Origin of the sequence: Pseudomonas trivialis (assembly GCF_001439805.1) — a bacterium.
Taxonomy (GTDB): Bacteria; Pseudomonadota; Gammaproteobacteria; order Pseudomonadales; family Pseudomonadaceae; genus Aquipseudomonas; species Aquipseudomonas trivialis.
Genome location: NZ_JYLK01000017.1, coordinates 48,847 through 75,049 on the forward strand (window position 1 = coordinate 48,847; position 26,203 = coordinate 75,049).

Annotated in this window: 23 protein-coding genes, 1 tRNA gene and 2 pseudogenes; 13 read left to right on the forward strand and 13 right to left on the reverse strand. The window is 58.0% G+C overall.

From position 1 onward, the window contains the following. Positions 1-2: 2 nt before the first annotated feature. From glgA to TU79_RS27060, 7 genes and pseudogenes are all read right to left on the reverse strand, one after another. Entirely contained in the window at positions 3-1,559 is a 1,557-nt protein-coding gene (gene glgA, locus TU79_RS21010; protein WP_082638618.1) for a glycogen synthase GlgA, read from the reverse strand. 442 nt (positions 1,560-2,001) lie between these two features. Beyond that, complete coding sequence (locus TU79_RS21015; RefSeq protein WP_057009800.1) at positions 2,002-2,955, reverse strand: D-2-hydroxyacid dehydrogenase family protein; 954 nt, start codon at positions 2,953-2,955, stop codon at positions 2,002-2,004. 26 nt (positions 2,956-2,981) lie between these two features. Continuing rightward, positions 2,982-3,983, reverse strand: a complete 1,002-nt coding sequence (locus tag TU79_RS21020; protein WP_057009801.1) for an alpha/beta fold hydrolase — start codon at positions 3,981-3,983, stop codon at positions 2,982-2,984. Positions 3,984-4,027: 44 nt separating this feature from the next. Beyond that, the gene (locus TU79_RS21025) at positions 4,028-4,465 is read right to left on the reverse strand and encodes a YqaA family protein (protein WP_057009847.1); all 438 of its coding nucleotides are present in this window, start codon (positions 4,463-4,465) and stop codon (positions 4,028-4,030) included. 39 nt (positions 4,466-4,504) lie between these two features. Next, positions 4,505-4,954, reverse strand: coding sequence for an SRPBCC family protein (locus TU79_RS21030; RefSeq protein WP_057009802.1), 450 nt, complete (start codon positions 4,952-4,954; stop codon positions 4,505-4,507). An 84-nt stretch (positions 4,955-5,038) separates the two neighbouring features. Next, complete coding sequence (locus TU79_RS27055) at positions 5,039-5,884, reverse strand: methyl-accepting chemotaxis protein (protein ID WP_428839043.1); 846 nt, start codon at positions 5,882-5,884, stop codon at positions 5,039-5,041. A 15-nt stretch (positions 5,885-5,899) separates the two neighbouring features. After that, positions 5,900-7,033, reverse strand: a pseudogene (locus TU79_RS27060) (HAMP domain-containing protein); the annotation flags it as partial. Positions 7,034-7,246: 213 nt separating this feature from the next. On the opposite strand from TU79_RS27060, the gene TU79_RS21040 reads away from it, so the two are divergent. Next, the gene (locus TU79_RS21040; RefSeq protein WP_057009804.1) at positions 7,247-7,441 is read left to right on the forward strand and encodes a hypothetical protein; all 195 of its coding nucleotides are present in this window, start codon (positions 7,247-7,249) and stop codon (positions 7,439-7,441) included. Between the two features lie 6 nt (positions 7,442-7,447). Here the strand turns inward: TU79_RS21040 and TU79_RS21045 are convergent, their stop codons facing one another. Further along, on the reverse strand, positions 7,448-7,828 hold the full coding sequence (locus TU79_RS21045; RefSeq protein ID WP_057009805.1) for a hypothetical protein: 381 nt from the start codon (positions 7,826-7,828) through the stop codon (positions 7,448-7,450). A 237-nt stretch (positions 7,829-8,065) separates the two neighbouring features. Between TU79_RS21045 and pvdQ the strand changes: the two genes are divergently transcribed. Then, entirely contained in the window at positions 8,066-10,345 is a 2,280-nt protein-coding gene (pvdQ, locus tag TU79_RS21050) for a bifunctional acylase PvdQ (protein WP_057009806.1), read from the forward strand. 230 nt (positions 10,346-10,575) lie between these two features. After that, positions 10,576-10,649 (forward strand) — tRNA-Cys (locus TU79_RS21055). A 140-nt stretch (positions 10,650-10,789) separates the two neighbouring features. Here the strand turns inward: TU79_RS21055 and TU79_RS21060 are convergent. Next, entirely contained in the window at positions 10,790-12,448 is a 1,659-nt protein-coding gene (locus TU79_RS21060) for an ATP-dependent nuclease (RefSeq protein ID WP_162276081.1), read from the reverse strand. A gap of 312 nt (positions 12,449-12,760) precedes the next feature. Then, positions 12,761-13,119: pseudogene (locus TU79_RS25560) on the reverse strand (transposase); the annotation flags it as partial. Between the two features lie 835 nt (positions 13,120-13,954). Between TU79_RS25560 and TU79_RS25570 the strand changes: the two are divergent. After that, positions 13,955-15,793: a DUF7380 domain-containing protein gene (locus TU79_RS25570; protein ID WP_162276080.1), complete on the forward strand. Its 1,839-nt coding sequence runs from the start codon at positions 13,955-13,957 to the stop codon at positions 15,791-15,793. Positions 15,794-16,270: 477 nt separating this feature from the next. Here the strand turns inward: TU79_RS25570 and TU79_RS26655 are convergent, their stop codons facing one another. After that, a complete protein-coding gene (locus tag TU79_RS26655; RefSeq protein WP_231986832.1) occupies positions 16,271-16,543 on the reverse strand; it encodes a hypothetical protein in 273 nt (90 codons plus the stop codon). Between the two features lie 78 nt (positions 16,544-16,621). Beyond that, on the reverse strand, positions 16,622-16,864 hold the full coding sequence (locus tag TU79_RS21085; RefSeq protein ID WP_057009811.1) for a hypothetical protein: 243 nt from the start codon (positions 16,862-16,864) through the stop codon (positions 16,622-16,624). A 235-nt stretch (positions 16,865-17,099) separates the two neighbouring features. Here TU79_RS21085 and TU79_RS21090 point away from each other — a divergent pair, with 235 nt between their 5' ends. The 9 genes from TU79_RS21090 (at position 17,100) to xylB (ending at position 25,519) form a co-directional block, all read left to right on the forward strand. Beyond that, a complete protein-coding gene (locus TU79_RS21090) occupies positions 17,100-17,450 on the forward strand; it encodes a hypothetical protein (RefSeq protein WP_057009812.1) in 351 nt (116 codons plus the stop codon). A 228-nt stretch (positions 17,451-17,678) separates the two neighbouring features. Then, entirely contained in the window at positions 17,679-18,242 is a 564-nt protein-coding gene (gene ybiA / locus TU79_RS21095; protein ID WP_057009813.1) for a riboflavin biosynthesis intermediates N-glycosidase, read from the forward strand. 176 nt (positions 18,243-18,418) lie between these two features. After that, positions 18,419-18,976 carry a hypothetical protein gene (locus tag TU79_RS21100; RefSeq protein WP_057009814.1) on the forward strand — a complete coding sequence of 186 codons (558 nt, stop codon included), beginning with the start codon at positions 18,419-18,421 and terminating at the stop codon, positions 18,974-18,976. A 254-nt stretch (positions 18,977-19,230) separates the two neighbouring features. Then, positions 19,231-19,566 (forward strand): hypothetical protein, encoded by a 336-nt coding sequence (locus TU79_RS21105; protein WP_057009815.1) that lies wholly within the window; start codon positions 19,231-19,233, stop codon positions 19,564-19,566. 223 nt (positions 19,567-19,789) lie between these two features. After that, positions 19,790-21,058, forward strand: coding sequence for a sugar ABC transporter ATP-binding protein (locus TU79_RS21110; protein ID WP_057009816.1), 1,269 nt, complete (start codon positions 19,790-19,792; stop codon positions 21,056-21,058). Next, a complete protein-coding gene (locus TU79_RS21115) occupies positions 21,051-22,031 on the forward strand; it encodes an ABC transporter permease subunit (RefSeq protein WP_057009817.1) in 981 nt (326 codons plus the stop codon). The genes TU79_RS21110 and TU79_RS21115 overlap by 8 nt, the downstream gene beginning before the upstream one ends. Positions 22,032-22,065: 34 nt before the next feature. Beyond that, positions 22,066-22,998, forward strand: a complete 933-nt coding sequence (locus TU79_RS21120) for an ABC transporter substrate-binding protein (RefSeq protein ID WP_057009818.1) — start codon at positions 22,066-22,068, stop codon at positions 22,996-22,998. Positions 22,999-23,019: 21 nt separating this feature from the next. Continuing rightward, positions 23,020-24,012, forward strand: a complete 993-nt coding sequence (locus tag TU79_RS21125) for a LacI family DNA-binding transcriptional regulator (protein ID WP_057009819.1) — start codon at positions 23,020-23,022, stop codon at positions 24,010-24,012. Positions 24,013-24,028: 16 nt separating this feature from the next. Then, a complete protein-coding gene (gene xylB / locus TU79_RS21130; RefSeq protein WP_057009820.1) occupies positions 24,029-25,519 on the forward strand; it encodes a xylulokinase in 1,491 nt (496 codons plus the stop codon). Positions 25,520-25,708: 189 nt separating this feature from the next. Here the strand turns inward: xylB and TU79_RS21135 are convergent, their stop codons facing one another. After that, a complete protein-coding gene (locus TU79_RS21135) occupies positions 25,709-26,161 on the reverse strand; it encodes an REP-associated tyrosine transposase (RefSeq protein ID WP_057009848.1) in 453 nt (150 codons plus the stop codon). Positions 26,162-26,203: the final 42 nt, after the last annotated feature.

Below are 26,203 nucleotides of genomic sequence, written 5' to 3' on the forward strand. Positions count from 1 at the left end.
GATTATTTAGCGGATTTCCCCAGTGCTTTAGCCACCAGTTGCTCATAGAGTTCGGCGTAGGGTTCCACCGCCTGGCTCCAGTTGAATGGCCGTGTCATGGCCCGGCAACGCATGGCGTTGAGCAGGTCAGGGAAGGCAAACACCTTGAACGCGCGGCTCAGGGCTTCCTTGTAGCTGTCGACTGTCGATTCATTGAACAGAAAGCCGGTCACGCCGTTTTCGATGGTGTCGGCCAGGCCGCCGGTATTGCGCGCGACCGGCAGCGAGCCGAAACGCTGGGCGTACATCTGGCTCAGGCCGCAGGGCTCGTAGCGCGACGGCATCAGCAGAAAATCGCTGCCGGCGAACATGCGGCGCGCGTCGGTTTCATTGAAGCCGATGCGCACGCCGATCTGGCCCGGGAAGCGCAGCGCCAGTTCACGCATGGCGTTTTCTTCTTCCGGCTCGCCGCGACCGATGATCGCAATCTGGCCACCTTGCTCGACGATAAAGCTGGCGACGGCCTCGGTGAGGTCCAGGCCTTTCTGGAACACCAGACGCGATACCACCGCGAACAGCGGTCCGTTGGATTCGCTCAGGCCAAACAGGTCGCGCACTTGCCGGGCGTTGACCGCCTTGCCTTCCCAGTCGCCGATATTGAAGTTGTGGGTCAGGTGCGGGTCGGTGGAGGTTTCCCAGCTGTCTTCAATCCCGTTGGGAATGCCACTGAGCAAGCCTTGCTGGGTCTTGCTGGCCAAAAAGCCATCAAGGCCGCAGCCGAATTCCGGGGTGGTGATTTCTTCGGCGTACGTGGCGCTCACGGTGGTGATATGGCTGGAATACGCCATGCCGGCCTTGAGGAACGACATCTTGCCGTAGAACTCCATGCCTTCCTGTTGCAGGGCGTGGGGCGGAATGCCCAGCTCCGGCGTCGAGGCCAGGCTGACGACGCCTTGATAGGCCAGGTTATGGATGGTGAACAGGGTTGGGGTGCGGGACCCGCGCCAGTGCATATAGGCCGGCGCCAGGCCGGCGGGCCAGTCATGGGCGTGCACCAGGTCCGGGCACCAGTGAATCTGCGCGAGGTTGGCGGCCATGTCGGCGGCGGCCAGCCCCAGACGGGCGAAGCGAATATGGTTGTCCGGCCAGTCGCGACCGTTGTTGGCGCCGTAGGGAGTGCCTTCACGCTCGTACAGTTCAGGGCAGATCAGCACGTAGATCACCAGCCCGTCCTTGAGGTCCATGCGCCCGATCTTGCACGGCGGCAGCGCAGCATGGCCACCCAGCTCGCCAACGATGTGGATAGGGTTGTCGCTTTCCATCACCTGCGGGTAACCGGGGATCAACACGCGCACATCATGCAGATGGGCCATGGCGCGGGGCAGGGCGGCGGAGACGTCGCCCAGGCCGCCGGTTTTCACCAGGTCGGCGAACTCGGAGGTCACGAACAAGACTTTCTTGCGATTTGGATTCTGACTCACGATCGGCCGCACAGTATTGGGCAGGTCGGCCAACGAAGTGGCTCCTCCTACCGTCTGACTAAAACGCTCTCCCTGAGTTACAACTGCGGCACTGATCATAATGCACTCCCCTTGATGTTGGTCGGCTAGTGGCCCGCTGCCACTGGCTCGAATTGGCCGCTTCCTGCGGCCAGGCGCACAAGCGCTATACAAACTGGCAAGGCGTATGCCAGTTGCACGGTTATCTTTAAAAGATTGGATGGACGGCATCTGGCGGGAACCGCTGAACACGCCCTACCTGGAACTTGACCTACGGCAGAGTTTGAAAGTTTCGATTTTTTGCGGGGTTTTTATTCGGAAACGGACCCATCGGTCATGAGTCTAGGACAGAACTCAGACACTGTAGGGACTTTAGGAAGAATTTGTAGGACAAAAAACTTGTAACAGGATATCCGGCGGTTATAAGCCGACGGTCGGTAGGGCTGATGCAGTGCAGGGTGGCCATTGTGGCCTGCTCATTCCGAATCAAGCCATGGCTGCCCTGCAATGGTGCGGCGGACGGTTATGCCAGCACGCGAACGGGCGCCCCTTCAGCCCAGGCCAGGATGTTTTCGATCATCTGCTGGTAGAACTGCCGGTAATTCTGCTCGCTGACATACCCAACATGGGGCGTCGCCAGTACATTGGGCAAGCGCCGGAAGGGGTGATCGACCGGCAAAGGCTCCTCGCCATACACATCCAGCGCCGCCCCGGCCAGTCGCCCGGCGCTCAGGGCCTCGACCAGTGCCTGCTCATCCACAATCGGCCCGCGGGCGGTGTTCACCAACCTGGCCGTCGGTTTCATCCAGCCCAGCGCCTCGGCGTCCACCAGCCCACGACTGCGGGCGCTCAGTACCAGATGCACGCTGAGGATGTCGGCCTGCTCGAACAGCTCGCGCTTGCTCACCCAGGTCACCCCGGCTTCGGCAGCGCGCTCGGGCGTGAGGTTTTCGCTCCAGGCAATCACGCGCATGCCGAACACCTGGGCAAACCTGGCAACTTTCTGGCCAATGCTGCCCAGGCCGAGAATGCCCAGCGTCTTGCCGTGCAGGTCACCGCCCAGGCCGACCTGCCAGTGACCGGCCCGCAGCGAAGCAGCTTCAGCGAGCAGGTTGCGGGTTGAGGCCATGATCAGCGCCCAGGTCAGCTCCGGCGCCGCATGTTTATAGCTGTCGGTGCCGCACACCTGGATGCCCAGGGCCTTGGCGGCGGAAATGTCGATGGCGGCATTGCGCATGCCGCCGGTCACCAGCAGTTTGAGGTGGGGCAGGCCTTGCAGCAGCGCCTGGTCGAAGGTGGTGCGTTCGCGCATTACGCAAATCACCTCGAAGGCCTTCAACCGCTCGATCATCACCGCCGTGTCCGCCGGGTAGTCGTGCAGGAAGTGCACCTGCCCGACCTGCGCCAGCGCCGACCAATCCACCACACCACTGGCCACGTCCTGCCAATCATCAATGACTGCGATCTGTACCGACATTCACGAGTGCCTCGAAAAAAGTTGGATTAAAGGCTGTTCAACCCCTGCAACAGCGCCTGGTGAAACCGGGCCGGTTCTTCCATCTGCGGCGCATGGCCCAGGCCCGGGAATTCCACCAGCGTGGCCTTGGGAATCAGTTTGGCGACCTGTTTGCCCAGCACGGCGTAATCGCCCAGCTTCGCCTTGACCTCGGGCGGGGCCACGTCCTTGCCGATGGCGGTGTTGTCGGCCGTGCCAATCAGCAACAGGGTGGGCACCTTCAGGTTCTTGAATTCGTAATACACCGGCTGGGTGAGGATCATGTCGTAAATCAATGCCGAGTTCCATGCCACCTGCTTGTGCCCCGGGCCGTCGCTCAAGCCTGCGTACATGTCCACCCAACGCTCGTACTCCGGCTTCCAGCGCCCGACGTAATAGGTGTTGAGCTGGTACTTGCGAATCCCCTCGGCACTGACGTTCAGCTCACGCGCGTACCATTGGTCAACGCTGATAGAGGGCACGCCCAGGGCTTTCCAGTCTTCCAGGCCAATCGGGTTGACCATCGCCAGTTGTTCGGTCTGTGTCGGGTACATCAGTGCATAGCGGGTGGCGAGCATGCCGCCGGTGGAGTGGCCGAGGAGGGTGGCGTTTTTTACGCCCAGCTTTTCCAACAGTTGGTGGGTATTGGTGGCCAATTGTTGAAAGCTGTATTGATAGCGTTCGGGCTTGCTGGAGGTGCAAAAGCCGATCTGGTCCGGCGCGATGACCCGATAGCCGGCGTCGCTCAGGGCCTTGATCGAGCCTTCCCAAGTGGCGCCGCAGAAATTCTTGCCGTGCATCAGCACCACGCTGCGGCCATTGGGCGTGCCGTTGGCGGGCACGTCCATATAGCCCATCTGCAGGGACTGGCCCTGGGATTGGAACTCGAAGTGCTTGAGCGGATAGGGGTATTGGAAACCTTGCAGTTCAGGCCCGTAGGTAGCGGCGAAGGCAGAGGCGGTACTGGTGGCGAGCAGTCCCGTGATGAAAACGTCGCGGATCAGAGGCATAAGCAATACTCCAGAGAAAGTGTCCGGATGCTGTTTATAGCCGATTAAGCAGGAATTAATACCCAGTGCAGCGTCACGGCGACGAGTACGCCATACCGCAGGCTTTTGGCGAGGGTGACCAGCAGCAGGAATCGCCATAGCGGTTCACGCATCACGCCGGCGACGAGGGTCAGCGGGTCGCCGATGATCGGCACCCAACTGAGCAGCAGCGTCCAGTGCCCCCAGCGCCGGTAATTGTTACGTGCTTTTTCCAACTGCCTGGCGCTGACCGGAAACCAGCGCCGCTCCTTGAAATGGTCCACCCAGCGGCCAAGCAGCCAATTGACCACCGAGCCCAGCACATTGCCCAGGGTGGCGACGCTGAGCAGCCATCCCCACGGGTAATCGCCACTGAGCAACAGCCCGACCAGCACGGCTTCCGATTGCAGCGGCAACAGGGTGGCGGCGCCAAAGGCCGCCAGGAACAGGCCGAGGTAACCGATCAAGGGCAAGGATTCATCGTGAGTTTCACTGTGGAGAGGTCAGGCATTCTCCAGCCGTTGCTTGAGCCGGTCCAGCGCAACCGCCGACAGCTCGACCATGCGCGCATGCAGGGTGGCCAGTTGCAGCTCGGTTTCGTAAATGAGTACACGCTTGAACAGCGTGCCGTCGCGATAGGGTTGCAGAAAGTAGTGGATGGAGCCGTCGACCGCCACCGAGGTGAATGCGGCCTTGAACTCACCAGGGGGCTGGGCGATTTGCACGCGGTAGCTCAGGGGCACGCGCACGCCGAGCAGGTCGATCATTTCGCCAAAGCGTGCGCCGGCGGCAAGGGAGCCACGGGTGCCGGTATCAGCGCTGAGAGAGGTAGGGTGCCATTCGTGCCAGCGATCCGGTTGGGTCACATAGTCGTAGACGGCGTCGATAGGGGCCTGGAGAAAGCGTTCCTGACTGATCCGCTCCAGACGGACCGAGCAATCGGCAGTGCGCATGGCACACCTCCTGTGGGGCAAAATCCTTGAACTGTCAGAATAGTCCCACTCCCGCGCCGTGCACGGGAGTGTTTCATGAATTTATCACTGCACCTTGAAACGCCCCATCAGGCTGATCACCCGGCCATTGGCCTCCAGCAGGCTCTGGGTATTGGTTTCGGTGGCGTGGCCACTTTCCACCAGCTCTTCGACCATCTGTCGGATCTGCACCATGCTGCGGTTGATCTCCTCGGTCACCGCGCTCTGCTGCTCGGCGGCCGTGGCGATCTGGGTGCTGAGGTTGTTGATATGCGCCACCGAACCGGCCATCTCGTCCAGCCCGGTATTCACCCGCGCCGTGGCATCCGCCGCCGACTGGCAGCTGGCCTGGGTGTTCTCCATGGCCGCCACTGACGAGCTCACGCCGCTGGTCAAGCGCGCGAGCATTTCATTGATCTGCGAGGTGCTGGCCTGGGTCCGTGCGGCCAGCGCCCGGACTTCGTCGGCCACCACCGCAAAGCCACGACCCTGCTCGCCCGCGCGCGCCGCTTCAATGGCCGCGTTGAGCGCGAGCAGGTTGGTCTGGCCGGCGATGGCGCCGATCACACCGAGGGTTTCGGTGATGCGCGCCGCGTCCTGGCGCATGTTTTCCACGCTGTGGGTGGCGCTGGACACTTCACCGATCAAGGCGCTGACGCTGGTGGACGCTTCGCCCACCACCACGCGGGAACGGTCGGCGTGCTCGTTGGCGCGCTGGGTGAAGGCCGCAGTTTCGGCGGCGTTTTGCGCGACGGTGTCGGCGGTGGAACTCATTTCGGTGATGGCGGTGACCGTCTGATCGGTCTCGCTGGCATGGCGCACCAGAATCTGGTTGGTGTGGGCCGAGGTCCGCTGCAATTGCTCAAGGCCCGACGACATGGCGCCAGTGGCCTGGGTCACTTCGCCGATCATGTTTTGCAGGTAGACGATAAAGCGGTTCACCGAGTGGCCAATGGCGCCCATTTCGTCTTCGGCGCGGATGGTGATGCGCCGCGTGAGGTCGGCATCGCCAGCGGACAGCGCGTCGATGTTGGACGTCAGCGACTTCATGCGCTGCACCAGTTGGCGGATCGCGTAGGCGGCCAGCAGCACCAGCAGCAACACCATGGGGATTTGCAGCAGGGCCAGGCTGCCGAGCACGTCATCGCGTTGCGCGGTGATCAGCGAGGTGGGCAGGGCGGTCGCGAGAAACCACGGTGTGCCCTCGATCGGGCGCATATAGAAAGTGCTGGCCACACCGCCATTGTCGAACTCGCTGCGCTGCAGGCCTTGCTCTCGTTGGGTCAGCGCCTTGCTGACCTGGGCGGCGAACGCCGAGGTGCCGGTCAGTTCGCTGATGTTCTTCAACACCACCGGGCTGCTGAAACGGGTGCTGTTGCTGATGATCTTGCCGTCGGCTTCGACGATCAGCATCTGCCCGCCGATGTCTTTTTCCTTGGCGGCCACCAGGTCGTTGAAGAACCCGAGGGTCACGTCGATGGTGGCCACGCCGTACGCGGCACCGTTACGCTGGATCGCCATGGCGCAGTTGGTGCGCGGCTCCTGGCTGGCGTCGTCCTTGTAGGCAGCGGCCCAGGCACATTGGCCCGGCGGGGAGGCGAGGCCGCCCTTGTACCAGCTCTGATCGTAATAATTGGGCGCAGGGTCGCTGTTCCAGAAGGTATTGACCGCCAGTTTTCCCGACGCATCGCGGTGCCAGAACGTGCTGAATTTGTTGCGCCCGGGCATGCGCTGGTTGGGCAACGGCCAGATGCCGCCGCCAAACACCTTCAACTCGCCGTACTGGTCCACCAGGCCTGGCAACACCTTGTCGATGGCATCGCTGTCGAGCAGGGGAATCGTCTGGGTGATGCTGCGTTGCTGGGCCTGGACCTTGTTCAGTTCGCCCTGGATACGTTCGGCCACTTGCGCGACGCGGTTGAGCACCACCTGTTCCTCGGTATGGCGCAACGTGGGCGCGACCAACTGGCCGATACCGACCACCGTCAGCACGATCAACACCAGAACAAACAGCAACAGAAACAGGGTATAGCGGGCTTGGATGGAGCGCAGTGAGGGCATGGGGTCGTCCTTACGAAGCGTTTATTGTCGACGCGGCTTTTTTGGAGCTTCGTAGGGCTATCGGCTTGAGCTGTAGGAGCTTTAGGTACGATGGTGCAAGAAAATTCGTACGCACCTGGTAGCCATCAGCGTGTCAGTCAGACAAGCCAAAGTTTTTCATCGCCTGTAATATCAGGCCCCGGTGGCACATTCTTAACGCTTCAGGAACCCGTCATGACCCAAAAGCAACGCTTGAAATACTCGATTCTGATTTCCCTGGTGGTACTGGGCTCGATGTTCGGCCTGTCCTACCTGCAGAACACGGGCGTGATCAGCGAAAAAACCTTTCAGTACATCGCCATTGCCATCGCGGTGGTTGTGGTGGTGATCAATGGCATCATGCGTCGCAAGGTCAAGCCCAACTTCTGAGTGGGGTCAGGCGCGGCCTTCAAGCACTTTGGCAGCCTCTTCGTGGAGGCTGTAGCTCTTGTCGGCATTGAGGGTGATCACGCCCTCGCTGCACAGGCGCTTGAGCACTTCGCGCACGCTGAGAAACGACAGCGGGATGCCCAGCTCCAGCAGGTGGCCGTGCACCCCGCGCACGCCCAGGGTGCGCTGGTTGTCGGCGGCGGTGAGCAGGGCATCGATGACCTTCAGCCGAATCAGGCTGGTACGCAGGCCAAAACATTTGAGCAAATGGCGAATACGCTGGTTGCCGTGTTGTTCGGCTGTTTTACCGAACGCCTCGGTGCCGCTGCCGAACTTGGCCTCGGCGGCCGATGAATGTCCATCCGTGGTCACTGGCGGGTTGTACATGCAAAAACTCCTTATCAGAGCCTGATCAGGAAAATGATGGCGCTCTTAGGTAATAAGACGAACGAGCGAGCAAAATCATGAAGTGGCGAATGTAGAAATTTTGTCGGTATCGGTTTTGTCACCAGGCAAACACACGCAATAAAGCGCTCTGGCGGCTAAATTGTGCACGGTCTTTTGCGTTCTTACGGTGGGGTGGTTACCCCCGGTGAGGGTGTTCAATTTGACTGTGGAGTCTGCGTGATTATTACCAACGGGTTGTCCAGGGTGTGCATGGCGGGGCTGTTGCTGGGGGTAAGCCTGGCCGCATCGGCGCGGGAGCAGGTGACACAGGCGTCGGCCGATATCCGCCGCACCACCTACGGCGTGCCGCACATTCGCGCCACCGACGAGCGCGGCCTGGGCTTCGGTATCGGTTACGCCTACGCCCAGGACAATCTGTGCCTGCTGGCTAACGAAGTGGTCACGGTCAATGGTCAGCGCGCAAGGTTCTTCGGTCCCGATCAAGCGACCCTGGAAGAGCGCAACAACCTCGCCAGCGATGTGTTCTTCACCTGGCTGAACACGCCGGAGACCGTCGCGGCGTTCTGGAAAGCCCAAAGCCCTGAGATCAAACAGCGTATCGACGGCTACGTGGCCGGCTATAACCGTTATCTGCAAGAGCAGGGCGCGCCGGCGCAATGCCAGGGCGCCTGGGTGCGCCCGCTGGTAGCCGACGACCTGGTGAAGTTGACCCGCAGGCTGCTGGTGGAAGGCGGCGTTGGTCAATTCGCCGAAGCGCTGGTGGGTGCGACGCCACCCCAGGCCACCGCATCCTTGCAGCCCGGCGCCAAGGCGTTTGCAACGGCAGCGGCCAATCAGCAGCGTTTCAGTCTGGACCGGGGCAGTAATGCCGTCGCCGTGGGCCGTGATCGCTCATTCAACGGCCGTGGCATGCTGCTGGCCAACCCGCACTTTCCGTGGGTGGGCGGCATGCGTTTCTATGAGATGCACCTGACCATCCCCGGCCAGTTGGACGTAATGGGCGCCGCACTGCCAGGCCTGCCGGTGGTGAATATCGGTTTCAACCAGCACGTGGCGTGGACGCACACGGTGGACACGTCCAAGCATTTCACCCTGTACCGGCTGACGCTCGACCCCAAGGACGCCACGCGCTACCTGCTGGACGGCAAATCCGTGGCCCTGAAGAAAACGTCGCTCACCGTGCAGGTCAAGCAGCCGGACGGCAGTCTCAAGGCGGTGAACCACACCGTTTACAGCTCGCCGTTCGGCCCGGTGGTGCGGTGGCCCGGCAAGCTGGATTGGGACGCCAGGTACGCCTTCAGCCTGCGCGACGCCAACCTGGATAACGACCGCGTGCTGCAACAGTGGTACGCCATGAACCGCGCCGACAGCCTCAAATCCCTGCAAACCTCGGTGCACACCCTGCAAGGCATTCCGTGGGTGAACACGGTCGCCGCCGATGACCAGGGCCAGAGCCTGTACATGAACCTGTCGGTGGTGCCCAACGTCAGCGCCGCCAAACTGGCGCAATGCAGCGACCCCCGCGCCGGCCTGCAAATGATCGTGCTCGACGGTGCCCACAGCGCCTGCGCCTGGGACATCGACCCGCGCGCGGCGCAGGCGGGCATTTTCCCGGCAAGCCAGTTGCCGCAGTTGCAGCGCACTGACTACGTGCAGCATTCCAATGATTCCGCGTGGATGGTCAACCCCAAGGCGCCATTGACCGGTTTCTCTCCGGTGATCAGTCAGGACTCCATCGGCCTCGGCCCACGTGCGCGCTTTGCCCTCCAGCGCCTGCACGCCCTGGAGAAACAACCGATCAGCGTCGCCGACCTGCAAGGCCTGGTGATGGACAACGAGGTGTACCTGGCCGGCCAGGTCATGCCCGACCTGCTCGCATTCTGCGCCAAACAGCTGGGCAGCGACGCCGACACACTGCAACCGCTGTGCAGCAGCCTCAAGGCCTGGGACCAACGCGCCAACCTCGACAGCGGCGTGGGCCTGGTGCACTTCATCAACCTCATGGAACACCTGCAGCAAACCCCCGACGCCTGGCGCGTTGCCTTCGACCCCGCCAACCCCCTCACCACCCCGCGCGGCCTCGCCATCGACCGAGCGCCCGTGGCCAACACCCTGCGCGAAGCCATGCTGGCCTCGACCGCAGCCGTCGGCAAACTCGGCGCGGCCCATTGGGGCGACGTCCAAGTCTCCGGCCACACCCCGATGCACGGCGGCCCGCAGGAACTCGGCATCTACAACGCCATGCAAACCGTACCCCGCGCCGACGGCAAGCGCGAAGTCGTCAGCGGCACCAGCTACCTGCAAATCGTCACCTTCGACGACAAAGGCCCGCAGGCGCTCGGCGTGCTCGCGTTCTCCGAATCGAGCAATCCCGACTCGAAATACTCAAAAGACCAGACCCAGGCATTCGCCGAGAAAAAGCTGCGCCCACTGCCGTTCACCGACGCCCAGATCCAGGCCGACCCGCAGTACCAGACCCAGCACATAAAGGAGTAGGGCAGGCGCGCAACCCCTTGATGCGATGCGAAATATTTTCCAAATCAAGGGGTTGCAGGCATGGGTAAATCGGTACATAATGGCGCCCATCGAACGCAATGAGGCGTTAAAAACCTCAATGTATTCAATAGGTTACAGTGAGTTATAGTTGTTCGAGTAGAGGCAGGCCCTTACAGCCCACTCAAGTTTTTATGCGGTGAATGTCGGTGGTAAAGGCATTGATCGTTTGAGGCCGAGTAGCAAAATGGTTATGCAGCGGATTGCAAATCCGCCTACGCCGGTTCGATTCCGACCTCGGCCTCCACTCTTAAAGCCCCGTAGATCAATGGTCTCCGGGGTTTTTTATTGCTTGTGTTTTGGGAAGTGTTCCGCAACCCTCCAAGAGAGTTTCCTCGAAGGAGCTGCTGGGCGGTGGGTCTGGGAGTGCACTCGCGTTGATCAAGCTTAGCTATTCCAAGCCCGAATCTTAGTAACTAACTCCATCACTTTTTCTCCTAGCTCCGGACGGAAAGCCAGATTCTCGTGGTTCAGATGATCGGCGTAGGCGAATGCCTTATTGTGTTTGTCGGTGTAAGCTTTAGCTTTTGAGATACGATTATTATTTAGGTAGTCCTGTATGGGCTCAAACTCCCCGATTTGCGGTAAGTTTTTTACGTTATGAACAATTTCGAATGCTTCCTTGGGGATGTAATTTTCAATTTCTTTGCATCGAGTTACCCAAACCAGTGCGCGTGTGTCGGCTACTTCGCTAATTAGTGTCGCTACTCGTGGTTTTAGAGAGCCTTTAGAGTGCTTTCGATCACTGTCGCATACAAAAGCAAAATTACGATTTATTTTAAAAGCTTTGATCGCCTCTTGTGTTTCATTATCAGGTAAGCTAGCGTCAATATTAGCAAGAACGCTTCCGCCGTAAAATACAAATTGATAGTGGCGCCCCTCGCTAAGTTCTCCTTTGCTCCATATGTCGATCCATTTTTTTATAAATACCCGGTCTGAGGGGCCCTCCACCCAGATTAAACCGTTTGCTTGCAAGAGATCGCTAGCTCGGACGCCAAGATCATCTAACACACCATGCCCAGTAGCTTCGCCAGAGTACGTGGTTCCTATAACTCCATCGTCTCCGCGCGAGACGTGTAATATTTGTGCATGTTCTGAATTACCGAATATATCTATTGCGACATTTGAGTGAGTTGTCAAAAAAATGTGGCAGTTGTTTTTAGTGGCAAAATTTTCTAGGTAAATAAATAAGTTTCTTTGTAGAGCCGGGTGGAGGTTGTTTTCAAGCTCTTCGAGAGAAAAAATATATTTGCTTATTGATTTTCCTTCGTAGTTTGGTCTAACTAATAAGTTTATTAATGAGAGTATGATGGTCTTCAGTCCACTGCCGGAAGCGGATAAAGCGATGGGGCCTTTGTTTTCTTCCCCGAGAAAGATTTCCCATTTATCGGTTTCTTGGTGGTACCGAGTTATTATTTCATTGAATGTGATGTCAGGTGAAAATATAGTGTTTAAAGCAGTGAGTAATTTTACTTGGATGTGGTTTCTTTCAAAGCCAACATGTTGAAGGTATTTATGAATAATTTGTGTGGCGCCCACGCCGCTGGTGGATAGTGCCATCTCATCGGTTATTACTTCGGGCGTGATGTCACGGTCTGCATCAAGCTTTATGTGCCTAAATGAACGTAATACGGGTGAGATTTTAAGTCTAGATAGGCGTCTTTTTTCTTCTTCATCCGCAAGAACGTCAATTTTCACAAAAGATAAAGTTTCGGATGAGATCTCTTTCCACGTCATGCGAGAATCCACAAATTTCGCTCCGTGATCTTCCCAATGATTCCCAGAGAGGTCACCGCCGGAAGAGTTTCGTGAGAATTGTGCATGGAGTTGCGACACAGCTAGGGATTCAGTGATTTCTACGCATGTATTAATGTTTGATGTGATCAGTTTTCCTTCGCATAAAAAGTCTAGAACGTGTAATAATGCTGATTTTCCGATGTTGTTACGTCCAACTATTACGTTTATAGGCTTTATAACCTCGAATCCTGCTCCTGTTTGCCCGAAACTTTTATAATTTCTTAGATGGAATGCGCTTTCAATCGTCACGTTGCCTCCCCTGGCTAGAGTGTCTTCTAGTAATAGATTTTCTTGGCAGAAAGTCTGCTGAATACGAACTGAAAAAGGAGGACCCAAGGAGGAGCCCTAACGTCTTGGATATTTGCAAATTTAGCTGCTTTTCGGCAATAGCTATTTAGTCGGATTAACGATCTCACCGACACGGCGGTATACTTTTCTAGTGATTTCTGCCGTCGAATGCCCGAGCAGTCTACTAGCGTGAGACAATTCTATCTCGCTGGCAGCTTTGGGACGGATATCTTTGAACTGGAACTGTCGGATCAGCACTGCCAGGTCAGAGTCACCGTCGGTGGCCTTGCTGTTGTCTTTTCGGAAGTTGGCGATGGTCTTGAAATCCGGCATCAAACGCCCGGTCAACCACATCAGCTCGACGTTGCGTTGAACTTCTCGTTCCAGCCGCCGGCTCGACTGAATGCGGTTGAGATAGCCGTAGATGTAGATCTTTAGCAGGATCGCGGGGTGGTAAGCCGGCCGTCCAGTATCGGCTGGAATGGCACCTTCAAAACCTAGATTGACCAAGTTGAGTTCGTCGACGAAAACGTCAACTACGCGTACCGGTTGGCATCGCTGACGTAGTCGTCGAGGCTTTCGGGAAGTAAGGTGCCTTGGCCTCGGTGTTCACCTTGGATAAAGCGCTTCATAGGCAATCCCCGCGATAAAATCCTCAGCAATCATAGCAAGGGATCACGGAGTCGTTTCTACATACGCCGGGGCAATCGCAGACACCAATGGATGCCTATAGATAGACGGTCTGGGGACAGCGACTCTGATTGCTCAGCCTCAGGCTCCGAGATACCCTTTCTCCTCCTGACAGATAGGCGCGGCCAACAAATCATGTCTACTTGCTATTCCATTCAAATCACGCCAGAAAGACCATTGCCGGCCTTCTATTGCATTGCTGAACATCTATGGGGAACCGGATGTGATGTTGACTCTGACGGTGACTGCGCAGGTTCAGATGATCGCCAATGGACGGAACTGACATTGTCGCTTCGCGGCACATCAGGAGAACGTATCGACATTGACCCGCTCTCGCTCATGCCTCTTACCCTCGTAATCCGTTCATCGCATGCCACCCTCTGCCAAAGAGCGGCCGACTACATCGTATCTGTTTCCGGAGGCACTATCGGCGCAGCTGTTAACGTCAAGACGGTATGAGTGCGCGGACACGAGGCTTATAGATTTCCGACAGGTGAAGAACCTAAAAGTGAGACCCCTTGGCGTTTTTACACACTCTAGGCCCAGAGCTGTCGGTCGCAAACGGCAGCGATCGGCCAGAAACGAACACCCGCGATGAGTCTAGGATACCTGGGGCGATTCATTGCCTACTAAAAGTCCGGGAAAAGATCGACCTCATGCCCCCTTGGTCTCCTACAGGTTAGGGGCAATACATGCTATGCATGTACGAGATCCAAAGCGGTTCACCATCCCCGAAGCTACCGTATGCATTTCGATAGTCCTACATGGAGACAAAGTATGGCTCTGGATTGGCAACTCATCACTGAAGAAACCTTGTCAAATCTCGACTTGGACAGCCTGCTTCAAGGTGTAACAGACTGCGAATGTCTCAGTTTTCAAAGTGAAATTTCTCGTTTGGAAAAGGAAGAAGCTCGGTGGAGTCCTGCTCAACTGGAAGGTTTACGCTTCATTGGTGCATCGCTATCGATGATGCTTCAGGCAACCCAGCCGTCTGAACCTTTTGGTCCAATGTTTGTGATGGGCGGTCGTCGGAGCGCTATTCCGACAGATTTCCCGAAAGACAAGCTTCGTGGGCTACAGGCCTGGGCACTCGCTCTCAAAGACCCAGAGCTTCGAGCAAGACTTTTGGATCTGATATGGGTTCAAGCTCGTTCATTTCCAGCTGCTCTGGGCGCGGTTGATGCATATCTTGAATCGGCATTAAGGCTTGAAAGTTCGACTGATTGGTCAAAATGCCTTGAGCGTTTAGAGCGATCTTTGCGCCTCTCTGCGGGGTTAGGCAAAGGCGGAGCCCCGCTGCGACTAAAGGCCCTAAACGAAATTGAAGCGATGCTGCACCGGCATCAAGGAAAGGATCCTCTTTATTTGACATTGCGCCTCACACGACTGCTTCTGGAGTTCAAACACGGTGACCCGAGGCAGTACGCCGAATATGCTCGTGCGGCAGCAGCAGCCGCAGATACAGAAAAAAACCACTGGCGCGCGAAAGACTATTATCAACTGGCAGCCGATTGCCTGCGCACCTCAGGTGATGTACACGGAGAAGGTGCTGCCCTTAGAAATTCGGCAGAATCATTGGTTAAAGAATCTGAACTGGCTCGAATCCAGGCCGGACGCGGAGCGATGGCCGCTGCATCAATTTTGTCAGACGCAGTAGAGTCCATGCGACAAGCTCCAGGTGGACGCGAACGCGCGGCAGAGCTGCATGATCAGTTGTTGAAACTGCAGAAAGATTCCTTGGATGATTTCAAGTCAATTTCGACCAGCATCGACCTAACCGAAATGGTCCTAAATTCAAGGGCGGCTGTACGTGATAAAAGCTTTCATGACGCTGTAATCACCTTGATTAGCATGGCGGCACCGCCATCTATCCCCAAACTGATCCAGGACGTCAAGGATCAAGCTCGTGTCTCGATTCTGGGTAGTATGATGTCCAGCGAGATCGTCAACTCTCGCGGTCGGGTAGTTGCCCGCGCTCCTGGACTTGATGGCGCTACTGAAGATACCAAGCACGATGGACTGCGTTGGAGGATGTATAGCACGGCGCGCCTAGGAAGAGGCCTTAACGTACAGGGAGCCTTCGAACCCGCTCGAACGGAGATTTTGGCTGCACACTTTCCGGACCGGCTCGACGTATTAGATTTGATTCAGCACAGTCCTTGGGTACCCCCAGGACATATCGAGAGCATACTTCGTGCATTAGTAGCTGGTTTCCACGGAGACATGCTCATAGCATCGTATCTTGTGATCCCACAACTCGAAGCGATCATTCGGCATGTCGTTGAGTCGATGGGCGGTGCTACTTCAATGCTAGAGCCTGGTGGAGTACAGCCGGAGAGGCCGCTAAGTGTTCTTCTCGAAACTCCTGAAGCACTCAAAATTTTTGGATCGGATGGAGTTTTTGAGTTGCAGGGTTTGCTCGTTGACCCTCTCGGAACGAATCTACGTAACGAAGTAGCACATGGACTGATTGATGATGAGGGTCTTTTTGGCACGGACGTACTATATGCGTGGTGGCTACTGTTGAAGTACTGCGCACTCACATCGAAGATTGTACAGCGAGGATCGACCGATTCTGCTAGTTCCGAAACGCTTGGGGAAAGCGCTAAATCATAATTCCTGCGGTATTGGAAGATCAGATACTGAATCCCTATCCGTGGGCCTATGTAAGAAAGGTTTGCTAAGACCAGTCGTAGGCGTACACAGCTGTAGGCGACGAGGCATAGGAAATCAATTCCGCAACTGAAATAGAATCGCCCGATTTCAAAGGGCTCCAGCCCAGTGTAAGTTTTGGCAATGCGGAATTGATCCTCTCGTAAATGACTGATAAATAAAAAAATATTTGTGGATTGCAAATCCGCCTACGCCGGTTCGGTTCCGACCTCGGCCTCCACTCTTGAAAACCCTGCAGATTAGCGTCTGCGGGGTTTTTTATTGGCTGGGATTTGGTCATCGCTTCGGCAATTTGTCTGACCGCTTTTGTAATCCTAAAAAACGGACTGAAAATCGCGTTTCTACGCGAAAGCATCATTGCCGATCCCGACTTGGCCCCACACCTCACGCTCTTCTCCGTGTTGACGGTCATATTGTTCATCAGCATCCCAAAGCGTGAGTCTGGTTCGGAAAGCAGTACTCGTTACGGTCGAACTCATGGTGGCCGGAATCGTCCGAGGCAGCCATTAGTGAAAAAAATTCAGTTGCAGATATAGAAAAAACATCAACCCCTCTAAACGTGAAGTTGAGTTGAGCGTGTCCGGAGGCGCCTATGAACTGGACTTCATCGCCAGGGCCGTACTCAAGCTGGATGGAAGATTCGCAGAAATAATCGACGCGGCCATAGGCTCGTTCAAGCGGGAATCCACTCACAGACATTTCTTTCCTTGCTGCTGCGCGTGAAGCGCCAAGTCGTGCGGGGCCGATTGAGTATTGGTGCAATTCAGAGGGTCATTTCTTCATCAAGAGCCGTAGTCGCTGCCATTCATTCCAGCAGTCCTCGGCAACTAAGTCCCGGAAACCACGTTCGTTCTCCATATCCAGGGCGACGTCGAATGGAACTGCAACACACGTCGCTTGATCACGGATTTTGAGCACCTCGGACTCTGTAAGTTGGGAGCCTTTTTTCGTTTCGGCGCTTTGCAAAGCGACCGAAAGCGCCGGAATGAATACGAGGCAAAGCTGATCCGTCATCTGTTGCTTGCCTCAATTGTGCGAGAAGGCCGAAAGATTACGCTGGTTGCTTGATCACGGTTATTGACCAAGAGCATCCATCGCCTGATGTCAGCTTTGGGTCGCCTCCTGCCTGCCATGAAAGGCTGCGACCAATACGACCGAGGGTCTATCATGCACTACCAACGAGAATTACTAAAAGGCACTCTCATTAGCTATATTGCGGTATCAGATTGAGAGTTTAGAAGGAAAAATTTTGGAAATATCCAAGGTAAAGGCCGAACTGGAGGCGGTGCTTCAGGATTTCGGGGCTCGTCCCTATGGTTTTTTTTCCATTCTGGACGATTCAGACAACCCGAACCTCAATCTGCGCAAGCAGAACATTGGCTGGGACTTCATAAAATTCGAGCGCTGGCACAGCCTTGATCTGTCCAGCTACATACTATGGAGCATTTCTGACAACGGAGATCTGCTTTGGTGGAATGGTGAGCAGACAATCGCGATGAGTCCGAGGGACGGTACTTACCTGTCCGAGCCTGTCAGCCCGCGTGGGTTCATTCGTCTTGTGGGGCTGAACAAGGTCGGAAGATTGTTCCCGGACTTTTGAATGGTCACATGCTGGCCGACTTCTGCTGGTGCCGAAACGCTGCGCTGGGTCGATTTCGGCCTGTCGTGAGTGTCAGAAATCGACCAGAATAGGTCTAACGTATCGCTGTTTAGTTTACATTCGAAAACCCGAGACTGAATTTTTCAGCCGAACACCTAGCAAACCTCGTGATTGTCTTGGTCAGCACAGTAGCTGTAACTTCGATCTTCAGTCAGCGAGGATATATTTTTGAACGACTCTGAACATCTGAAAGGACTGTGCGCCCGTTTCAACTCTGGAGAGCCTCTGAGGTTTACGTTTTTCTGGGGGCATCAGCGCAGCAAAACTGTCGTCACGGCTTCGTGCTTCAGCCAATGGTTCGAGGCCGGGTTCATTGTCGAGGGGCGACATTACCCGACGGCCGAACACTTCATGATGGCCGAGAAAGCGGCCTTGTTCGACGATCAGGAAAATCGTGCGCAGGTGCTCCACGCTCCTACTCCTAATGCTGCCAAAGCACTTGGCCGCAACGTGCGCGGATTTAATGATAAGGTTTGGCTGCAACACCGATACGACATTGTTGTTCGAGCGAACCAGGCCAAGTTCTCTCAGAATCCGCAGTTAAACGAATATCTTCTACAAACCGGTTCGCGCGTTATTGTCGAAGCCAGCCCGGTTGATAACATCTGGGGTATAGGACTTGCACAGGACAATGCAGATGCGAACAATCCAAATCTATGGAAAGGTTTGAATCTGTTGGGATTTGCGCTGATGCAGGTGCGGGACGGGACTAGTATCCCAACCCCAAGGTAGTGACCTGACCTTACTCGCGAAAAACGCAGAAGCCTTGGCGAACGCCAGGGTTTCTTGCACGCGGCCTTATTAAAACGCGCGTCAATGCTGATTCAGCAATACGGCGTGTAGATAGGATGCTGTACGGCATTAAGTGACAGGCATGTCCGATAATTGATAGCTAGGGAACACTGAGTATGCGTCGCTTAATAGCCAACGGGTTTGTGCTTGTCATTGCGACACTCTGTTTCGGCTGCACATCTTATTCGTCCCAGCCGACAATCAACGAACCCGTTGAACCCGCAACACAAGAAATCATCTCCAGCTTCAGTTACGCAATACACTCCCCATGGAAAGACAGTCGCTTCGGGAAGGACGCATATGCAGCGACACTCAAAATTATTCCCGATGCACAGGATACGGGCTCCAGCCTTGCCGCCCTGACCCTGCTGCCATTAGAGATAAAGATCTCGGAGTTCTCATCTGGCGGCGCTTGCGGACAAGATTACTTGACGGGCCTGAGCCTGGGTTTGATCCCCAGTTGGTGTACGCGAACAAACCTTTTCAAGTTTGATTTTATATTGAATAAGGATCAGCACTTTTGCAGGCAGAAAACCTATTCGATAAACTCCATGTCGTTTTCACATCTCACGATGATTCCGTTTGCACTATTCAACACTGACAATCAGCCATTGACGCTCTATCAGGCGGCGCTCAAGGATTTTCTTCGGATAGGTCAATGTGCGACGCGTTGAGAGGCATGTTAACAGGCTTTGTTTTGCGGCTACGAGGGGCTCATTCCAGGCGTTGGGACGTTCGAAATTTATCTCAAATGAACGGCCGCTCTGCGCCGATTGTGTTGAAAAAGTCGGCTTGCCCAAAACGCTCGAATACTGATGGGTGACCTTCCGAATCGAAGCGGGCGGCCGTTAAGTGACTGAGCAGGAAACGGATAGTGCACTCAGCAGCTGTTGCGTTTCCATGCGTTTTCCCCCGACAGGAGACGCACATGACGTTTCGTATAAAAGGCCTTTCCCCCGAACCCTTTAAGACATTGCCCGACCTGCCGGAGCACAACTTGGCCACACTGGGTGTCATACGCTACCAAGTCGACAGCCACCCCGGTTTCCCTGACCGTATCGAATTGAAAGACGCAGAGAAGGTTGAGAGTGTGGTATTGCTCAACCACGTCTGCGAGCCCGCGCTATCTGTTGAGTTTCTATCTGCAGGCAACATTCTCTATACCCTCGGAATTAAAGACCTCACCACCGCCGCTGCGACACGTTTGGGTGGTGGACCGTGCGAGGGTCGCAAGCCGGCCTCCGAGGGTTCCGGCCGGACATAAGCCCGCCTCACACGGCCAATGGATTTACTGCGCCGCGAGATCATAGCCAAGTTGCTTGAAGCCGCAGCCCAGCCCCCAAAAATACCTACGCTTCCCCAAAATCCACCTGATGAATCGTTTAACCCCCCGACAAAATGCACACGCAAGCGCTTGCGTAAGCAAATGTATCTGATTACAGTCGGCCTCACTCGATTACAAAAATAATAAATCCAGGAGCTCATCAATGAGCCTTGAACCCTTGCTTGAGATGCAGGGCATCAGCAAAACCTTCAACGGTTTGCGCGTGCTCAACAGTGTCGGCCTGAAGGTCTTCCCCGGCGAGATCCACGCCTTGATGGGGGAGAACGGCGCCGGCAAGTCCACCTTGATGAAGATCCTTTCCGGCGCTTACCAGGCCGATCCCGGCGGTGAAATCCGCATCGACGGCCAGCCCGTCCCCACCTTTACTCCCGCGACCGCCAAAGCCCTCGGCATTGCCGTGATCTACCAGGAACTGAGCCTGTGCCCGAACCTGAGCGTGGCCGAGAACATTTACCTGGGCCGTGAACTGCGCCGGGGCTGGACCATCGACCGCAAAGGCATGCAGGCCGGCTGCGTCGAGGTGCTGCGCGACGGCCAGTACGTCGGCGAACTGACCCGCGATGCGCTGTCGGCCGAGGTGCTGGTGAAGATGATGGTGGGCCGCGATTTGTCCGGCTTCTACAAGAAGGAACACGCGGCCTACAACCCCGGCAACGTGGTGATGCGCGTGCGTGACATGGCCGATGGCAAACACGTACGCCATTGCAGTTTCGACCTGCACGCCGGTGAAGTGCTGGGCATCGCCGGGCTGGTGGGGGCAGGGCGCACCGAGCTGGCGCGGTTGATCTTTGCCGCCGACCCGCGCACCAGCGGCACCCTGGAAGTGGTGGGCAAAACCGTCACCCAGTTGCGCAACCCGGCGGACGCGATTCGCGCAGGCGTGGTCTACCTCACCGAGGATCGCAAGGCCCAGGGCCTGTTCCTGGACATGAGCGTGGCCGACAACATCAACGTGTGCGCTTGCGTGCCGGATGCCCACGCCGGCGGCGTGCTCGACCGCACGCACGCCGCGCAACGCTCGAATGACGCGATCAGGTCGCTGTCGATTCGCGTGGCGTCGGGCAAGGTCAGCGTGGGCTCGCTGTCCGGCGGCAACCAGCAAAAGGTGCTGCTGGCACGGCTGCTGGAGGTCAAGCCGCATGTGCTGATCCTCGACGAGCCCACCCGTGGCGTCGACATCGGCTCCAAGTCCGAGATCTACCGCATCATCAATCAACTGGCCCAGGCCGGCGTTGGCATCGTGGTCATTTCCAGCGAACTGCCGGAAATCATCGGCACCTGCGACCGCGTGCTCATCATGCGCGAAGGCCAGTTGGTGGCCGAAGTCGGCGGGGCCTCCGGCCACGCCATCTCCCAGGAACGTATTATTGACCTCGCCACCGGTGGCGATCAGGTGGTGGCCCATGGCTGAAGTGAACGTGGCGACAACAACAGGCAAGGCAGAACGGGTTCGCGAGCTGATGCGCACCGTCGGCATGTTGCCGGTGCTGGTCCTGCTGCTGGTGGGCTTTGCCCTGGCCAGCGAAAACTTTCTGACCCTGCAGAACCTCTCGATCATCACCCAGCAGGCCTCGGTCAACGTGGTGCTGGCGGCGGGCATGACCTTTGTGATCCTCACGGCGGGCATCGACCTGTCGGTGGGCGCGATCCTCGCGGCGTCCGCCGTAGTGGCCTTGCAGGCGTCGATGTCGCCGCAGTTCGGCATGTTCGGCATCGCGGCGGGCGTAGGCTTTGGCCTGTTGCTGGGCCTGGTCAACGGCGGGTTGATCGCCTTCATGCGCCTGCCGCCGTTTATCGTCACCCTCGGCGCGCTCACCGCCATGCGTGGCCTGGCGCGCCTGCTGGCAGATGACAAGACCGTGTTCAACCCCGACCTGCCGTTCGCGTTTATCGGCAACGATTCGATCCTCGGCGTGCCCTGGCTGGTGGTGATCGCCGTCGCGGTGGTCGCGCTGTCGTGGTTCATCCTGCGCCGTACGGTGATGGGTGTGCAGATCTATTCGGTGGGCGGCAACCCGGAAGCGGCGCGGCTGTCGGGGATCAAGGTGTGGAAGGTGCTGCTGTTCGTCTACGCCATGTCCGGCGCGCTGGCCGGGCTCGGCGCGGTGATGAGCGCCTCGCGCCTGTTTGCCGCCAACGGCCTGCAACTGGGGCAATCCTATGAACTGGATGCGATTGCCGCGGTGATCCTCGGCGGCACCAGTTTTACCGGCGGCGTCGGCACCATCGGCGGCACCCTGATCGGCGCGCTGATCATTGCGGTGTTGACCAACGGTTTGGTATTGCTGGGCGTCTCGGATATCTGGCAGTACATCATCAAGGGCATCGTGATCATCGGCGCGGTCGCGCTGGACCGTTATCGCCAATCCGGTGCGCGCACCTGAGTTTCCTCACACAACAATCACAAGAGAGACCCGTATGAACCTCAAACGCCTGTTCCCCGTTATGGCCCTGGCTGCCCTGATGTCCCAAGCCGTCGAAGCCCGTGAGCTCAAAGCACTCGGCATCAGCATGGGCTCGCTGGGCAACCCGTATTTCGTGACCCTGGCCGATGGCGCCACCGCGCGGGCCAAGGCGCTCAACCCCAACGTCAAGGTCACCTCGGTGTCAGCTGACTATGACCTGAGCAAGCAGTTTTCGCAGATCGACAACTTCATTTCGTCCAAGGTCGACCTGATCCTGATCAACGCCGTCGACCCGTCCGCCATGGCCTCGGCGATCAAGAAAGCGCGTGACGCCGGCATCGTCGTGGTGGCAGTGGACGTGGACGCCAAGGGCGTGAACGCCACGGTGCAGACCGACAACGTCGAAGCCGGCAAGCTGGCCTGCCAGTTCCTGGTGGACAAGCTCGGCGGCAAGGGCAACGTGATCATCCAGAACGGTCCGCAGGTCACCGCCGTGACCGACCGTGTCAAAGGCTGCAAAGCCGCACTGGCCAGCGCGCCGGACATGAAAGTGCTGTCCGACGACCAGGACGGCAAGGGCTCGCGTGAAGGTGGGCTGAACGCGATGCAGGGCTACCTCACGCGCTTCCCGAAAATCGACGGCCTGTTCGCGATCAACGACCCGCAAGCCATCGGCAGCGACCTGGCGGCCAAACAGCTCAAGCGCAGCGGCATCGTGATTACCTCGGTGGACGGCGCGCCGGATATCGAGAACGCCCTGAAGACCGACACCCAGATCCAGGCGTCTGCCAGCCAGGACCCATGGGCCATGGCGCAAACCGCTGTGAACGTGGGCAATGACCTGCTCAACGACAAGGCCCCGGCCGAAGCGATCATCCAGCTCACGCCCAAACTGATCACCCGGGACAATGTCGCCAGCTACAGCGGCTGGTCGAGCCAACGTTGATGGGCTGAGGGGAGTCGCGCCGTGGTCACCATGGATGACGTCGCAAGCAGGGCGGGCGTGTCGACCTCGACCGTGTCCCATGTGCTCAACGGCACCCGCAAGGTCAGCCCGGCCACGGTGCTGGCGGTGCAGCAGGCGATCCAGGCGTTGGGGTACATCCCCAACACCCTGGCGCGCTCGCTCGCGCGGTCGAGCACCAGCACCATCGGCGTGGCGATTTCGGCGCTGTCCAACCATTACTTCAGCGAAACGGTGCACGCGATTGAAACCGAGTGCGCCAAGCACGGCTTCATGATGCTGTTCGTCGACACCCACGACGATCCTGAGCAGGAGCTGCGGGTGATCACAGCGCTGCACCATCGGCGGGTCGACGGCATTGTGCTGGCGCCGTCGAACGGCTCGATGGCCCTGGAATACCTGCGCGCCAACCGGATTCCGGCGGTGCTGGTGGACCGCATGATGAGCGGTCAGTTTGACCAGATCGGCGTGGAGAACACCCAGGCCACCCAGGGGCTGATTGCCCACCTGATCGAACACGGCCACCGTCGCATCGGCTTTATCGCCGGGCGTCCGGGCTTCAGCACCACCGAGGAACGTGTCGAAGGCTACAAGGCGGCGTTACAGGCGGCGGGGTTGCCGTTTGATCCGCAATTGCTGGTCAACGGCGGCTCGAACACCGAGCCGGCGCGACTGGCGACCGTGCAACTGTTGGCCCTGGATTCACCGCCCACGGCGATCATGACCGGCAATAACCTGATGACCCTGGGCGCCATGCATGCCCTGCGTGACGCCGGGCTGGACGTGCCGGCGCAGATGGCGCTGGTGGGGTTCGACGATTTTGACTGGGCGGATTTTTTCGTGCCGCGCCTGACGTTGATCGCCCAGCCGGTGCAGGCGCTGGGCATGCGCGCGGTCAACCTGTTGCTGCAACGCATGGCCACGCCAGGTGCGCCGGCGCAAAGCGTGCGCCTGACGCCGAGCCTGCAGGTGCGCAACTCATGTGGCTGTCATTGATTGGAATCACACGCGTATGAGCAGTCCTGTTTCTCTCGGTATTGACCTGGGTACATCGGAACTCAAAGCCATCCTCATGGATGCCTTGGGCAACGTGCTGGCTCAAACGGGCGTGCGCTTGAGCGTGTCGCGGCGTCATAGCGGCTGGTCCGAGCAGGCTCCGGAAGACTGGTGGCAGGCCTGCTTGCAGGCGCTGGGCAGCCTGCGTACCCATGAGGCCTTCGGCCGGGTGGTCTGTATCGGCCTGTCGGGGCAGATGCACGGAGCGGTATTGCTCGGTGACGACAACCGTGTGTTGTACCCGGCGATCCTGTGGGACGACTCACGCGCCGTGGCCGAGGCCGAGCAACTGGGCGCAGGCTTTGCCGACATCACCGGCAGCCTGCCGATGGCCGGGCTCACCGCGCCGAAACTGCTGTGGCTGCAACGCCACGAACCCGAGGTGTTCCAGGCGATTGATTGCGTGCTGTCGCCCAAGGATTACCTGCGCCTGCGCCTCTGTGGCGAGCGCATCAGCGAGATGTCGGACGCCGCCGGCACCCTGTGGCTGGACGTGGCGCAGCGCGAATGGTTCAGCCCCATGCTGCACGCCACGGGCCTTGAGCCTGGGCAAATGCCGAAGCTGGTGGAGGGGGGCGCGGCGAGTGCTCTATTGACGGCGCAAGGGCTGGGCTTGTCCGCCAGCGTGGTGATCGCCGGCGGCGGTGGCGACAATCCTGTCGCGGCAGTGGGCATCGGTGCGATCAACGCCGGTGACGGCTTCATCACCCTGGGCACCAGCGCGGCGATCGTCGCCATCACCGACCACGCCGCCGGCAACCCGGCCAGCGCCGTGCACAGCTTTTGCCATGCGCTGCCCGAGCGCTGGTACACCATGGGCGCCATGCTCGCGGGGGCCAGTTGTTTGCGCTGGGTCACACGGCTCACGGGCACTGCGGATGAGCAGACGCTGCTGGATCTGGTGCAGGCGCACCTGCCCATTGCAGAAAGCGTGCCGCTGAGCACACCGTTATTCCTGCCGTATCTCGCCGGCGAACGCACCCCCCATAACGACCCGCTGCTGCGCGGTGGTTTCATGGGCCTGGGGCATGACTGCACGCCGGCCATGCTTGGCTACGCAGTGATGGAAGGTGTGGGCTTCGGCTTGCTCGACGCCTGGCGCGCGGTGCAATCGAGCGGTGCCGAGGTCAGCGCCTTTGCCCTGGTCGGCGGTGGCGCCCGCAGCGAATATTGGGCGCAGTTGCTGGCCAACATCCTCCAGCGTGAAGTGTTCACCCTGCACGGCAGCGAACTGAGCGCCTGCATCGGCGCGGCAAAGCTGGGGTTCCTCGCGATGGGGCAGGGCGCTGATTTGCTGGCGGCGGGAATGCCGGTCAAGGCGCGCTACTTACCTGACCCGGCACAACAACCGGTGCTTGAAGCGCGCTATGCCAAATTTCAGGGCCTGCTGGCCGCAGCGAAATCTGTCGCAAGCGGGCTTCCTGTGATGAGTGGGCTTGTGTGGTGAGCAGGTTTTTTTGGGTGAGAGGGCGTCCTGTGGCGAGCGGGCTTGCCCCGCGTTGGGCTGCGCAGCAGCCCCAATAAAAAAAACACCGCGGTCTGCCTGACAGATCGCGGTGTCTGGTTTGGGGCCGCTACGCGCCCCAACGCGGGGCAAGCCCGCTCGCCACAGAGATATCTGCCCCCGATGTCACAACTAGGCAGCATCCCATAACGAATAATCGCCAATATGCTCAACCAGCCCCGCCCGTAAAGGGTTGGCAATGATGTAGCGCGCCATTTTGCGGATATCTTCCTCGGCTCTTACTGCTCTATCGTGGTAACCACGTTGCCAGAACCGTTCCCGGCTGCAGCGGGCCCGATTAATGCTCAAGGTGCTGCGAGACTTCGTCGCTCGCATCACCTCGGCAAGCGTTGAGTCGTTGAGGTTGAACAGCCAGTGAAAGTGATCCGGCATGACCACCCACGCCAACGAATTAACGCGGCCCGTTTCATGGGCTCTTTTGAATTCGGTAACCAATAACCGGCCCAACCGAAAGTCCCGAAACAGAGGCAGGCGCTGATGCACCACTGCGGTGACAAGATAAGCACGTCCGGACTCCGAGTAGCGACCGCGACGCAGCAGGTGTGAGTTTGGTTGAAGAGACAATCCGTTGCTCCTTGCATGGATAAGAAACCTCCACGCTAGCAG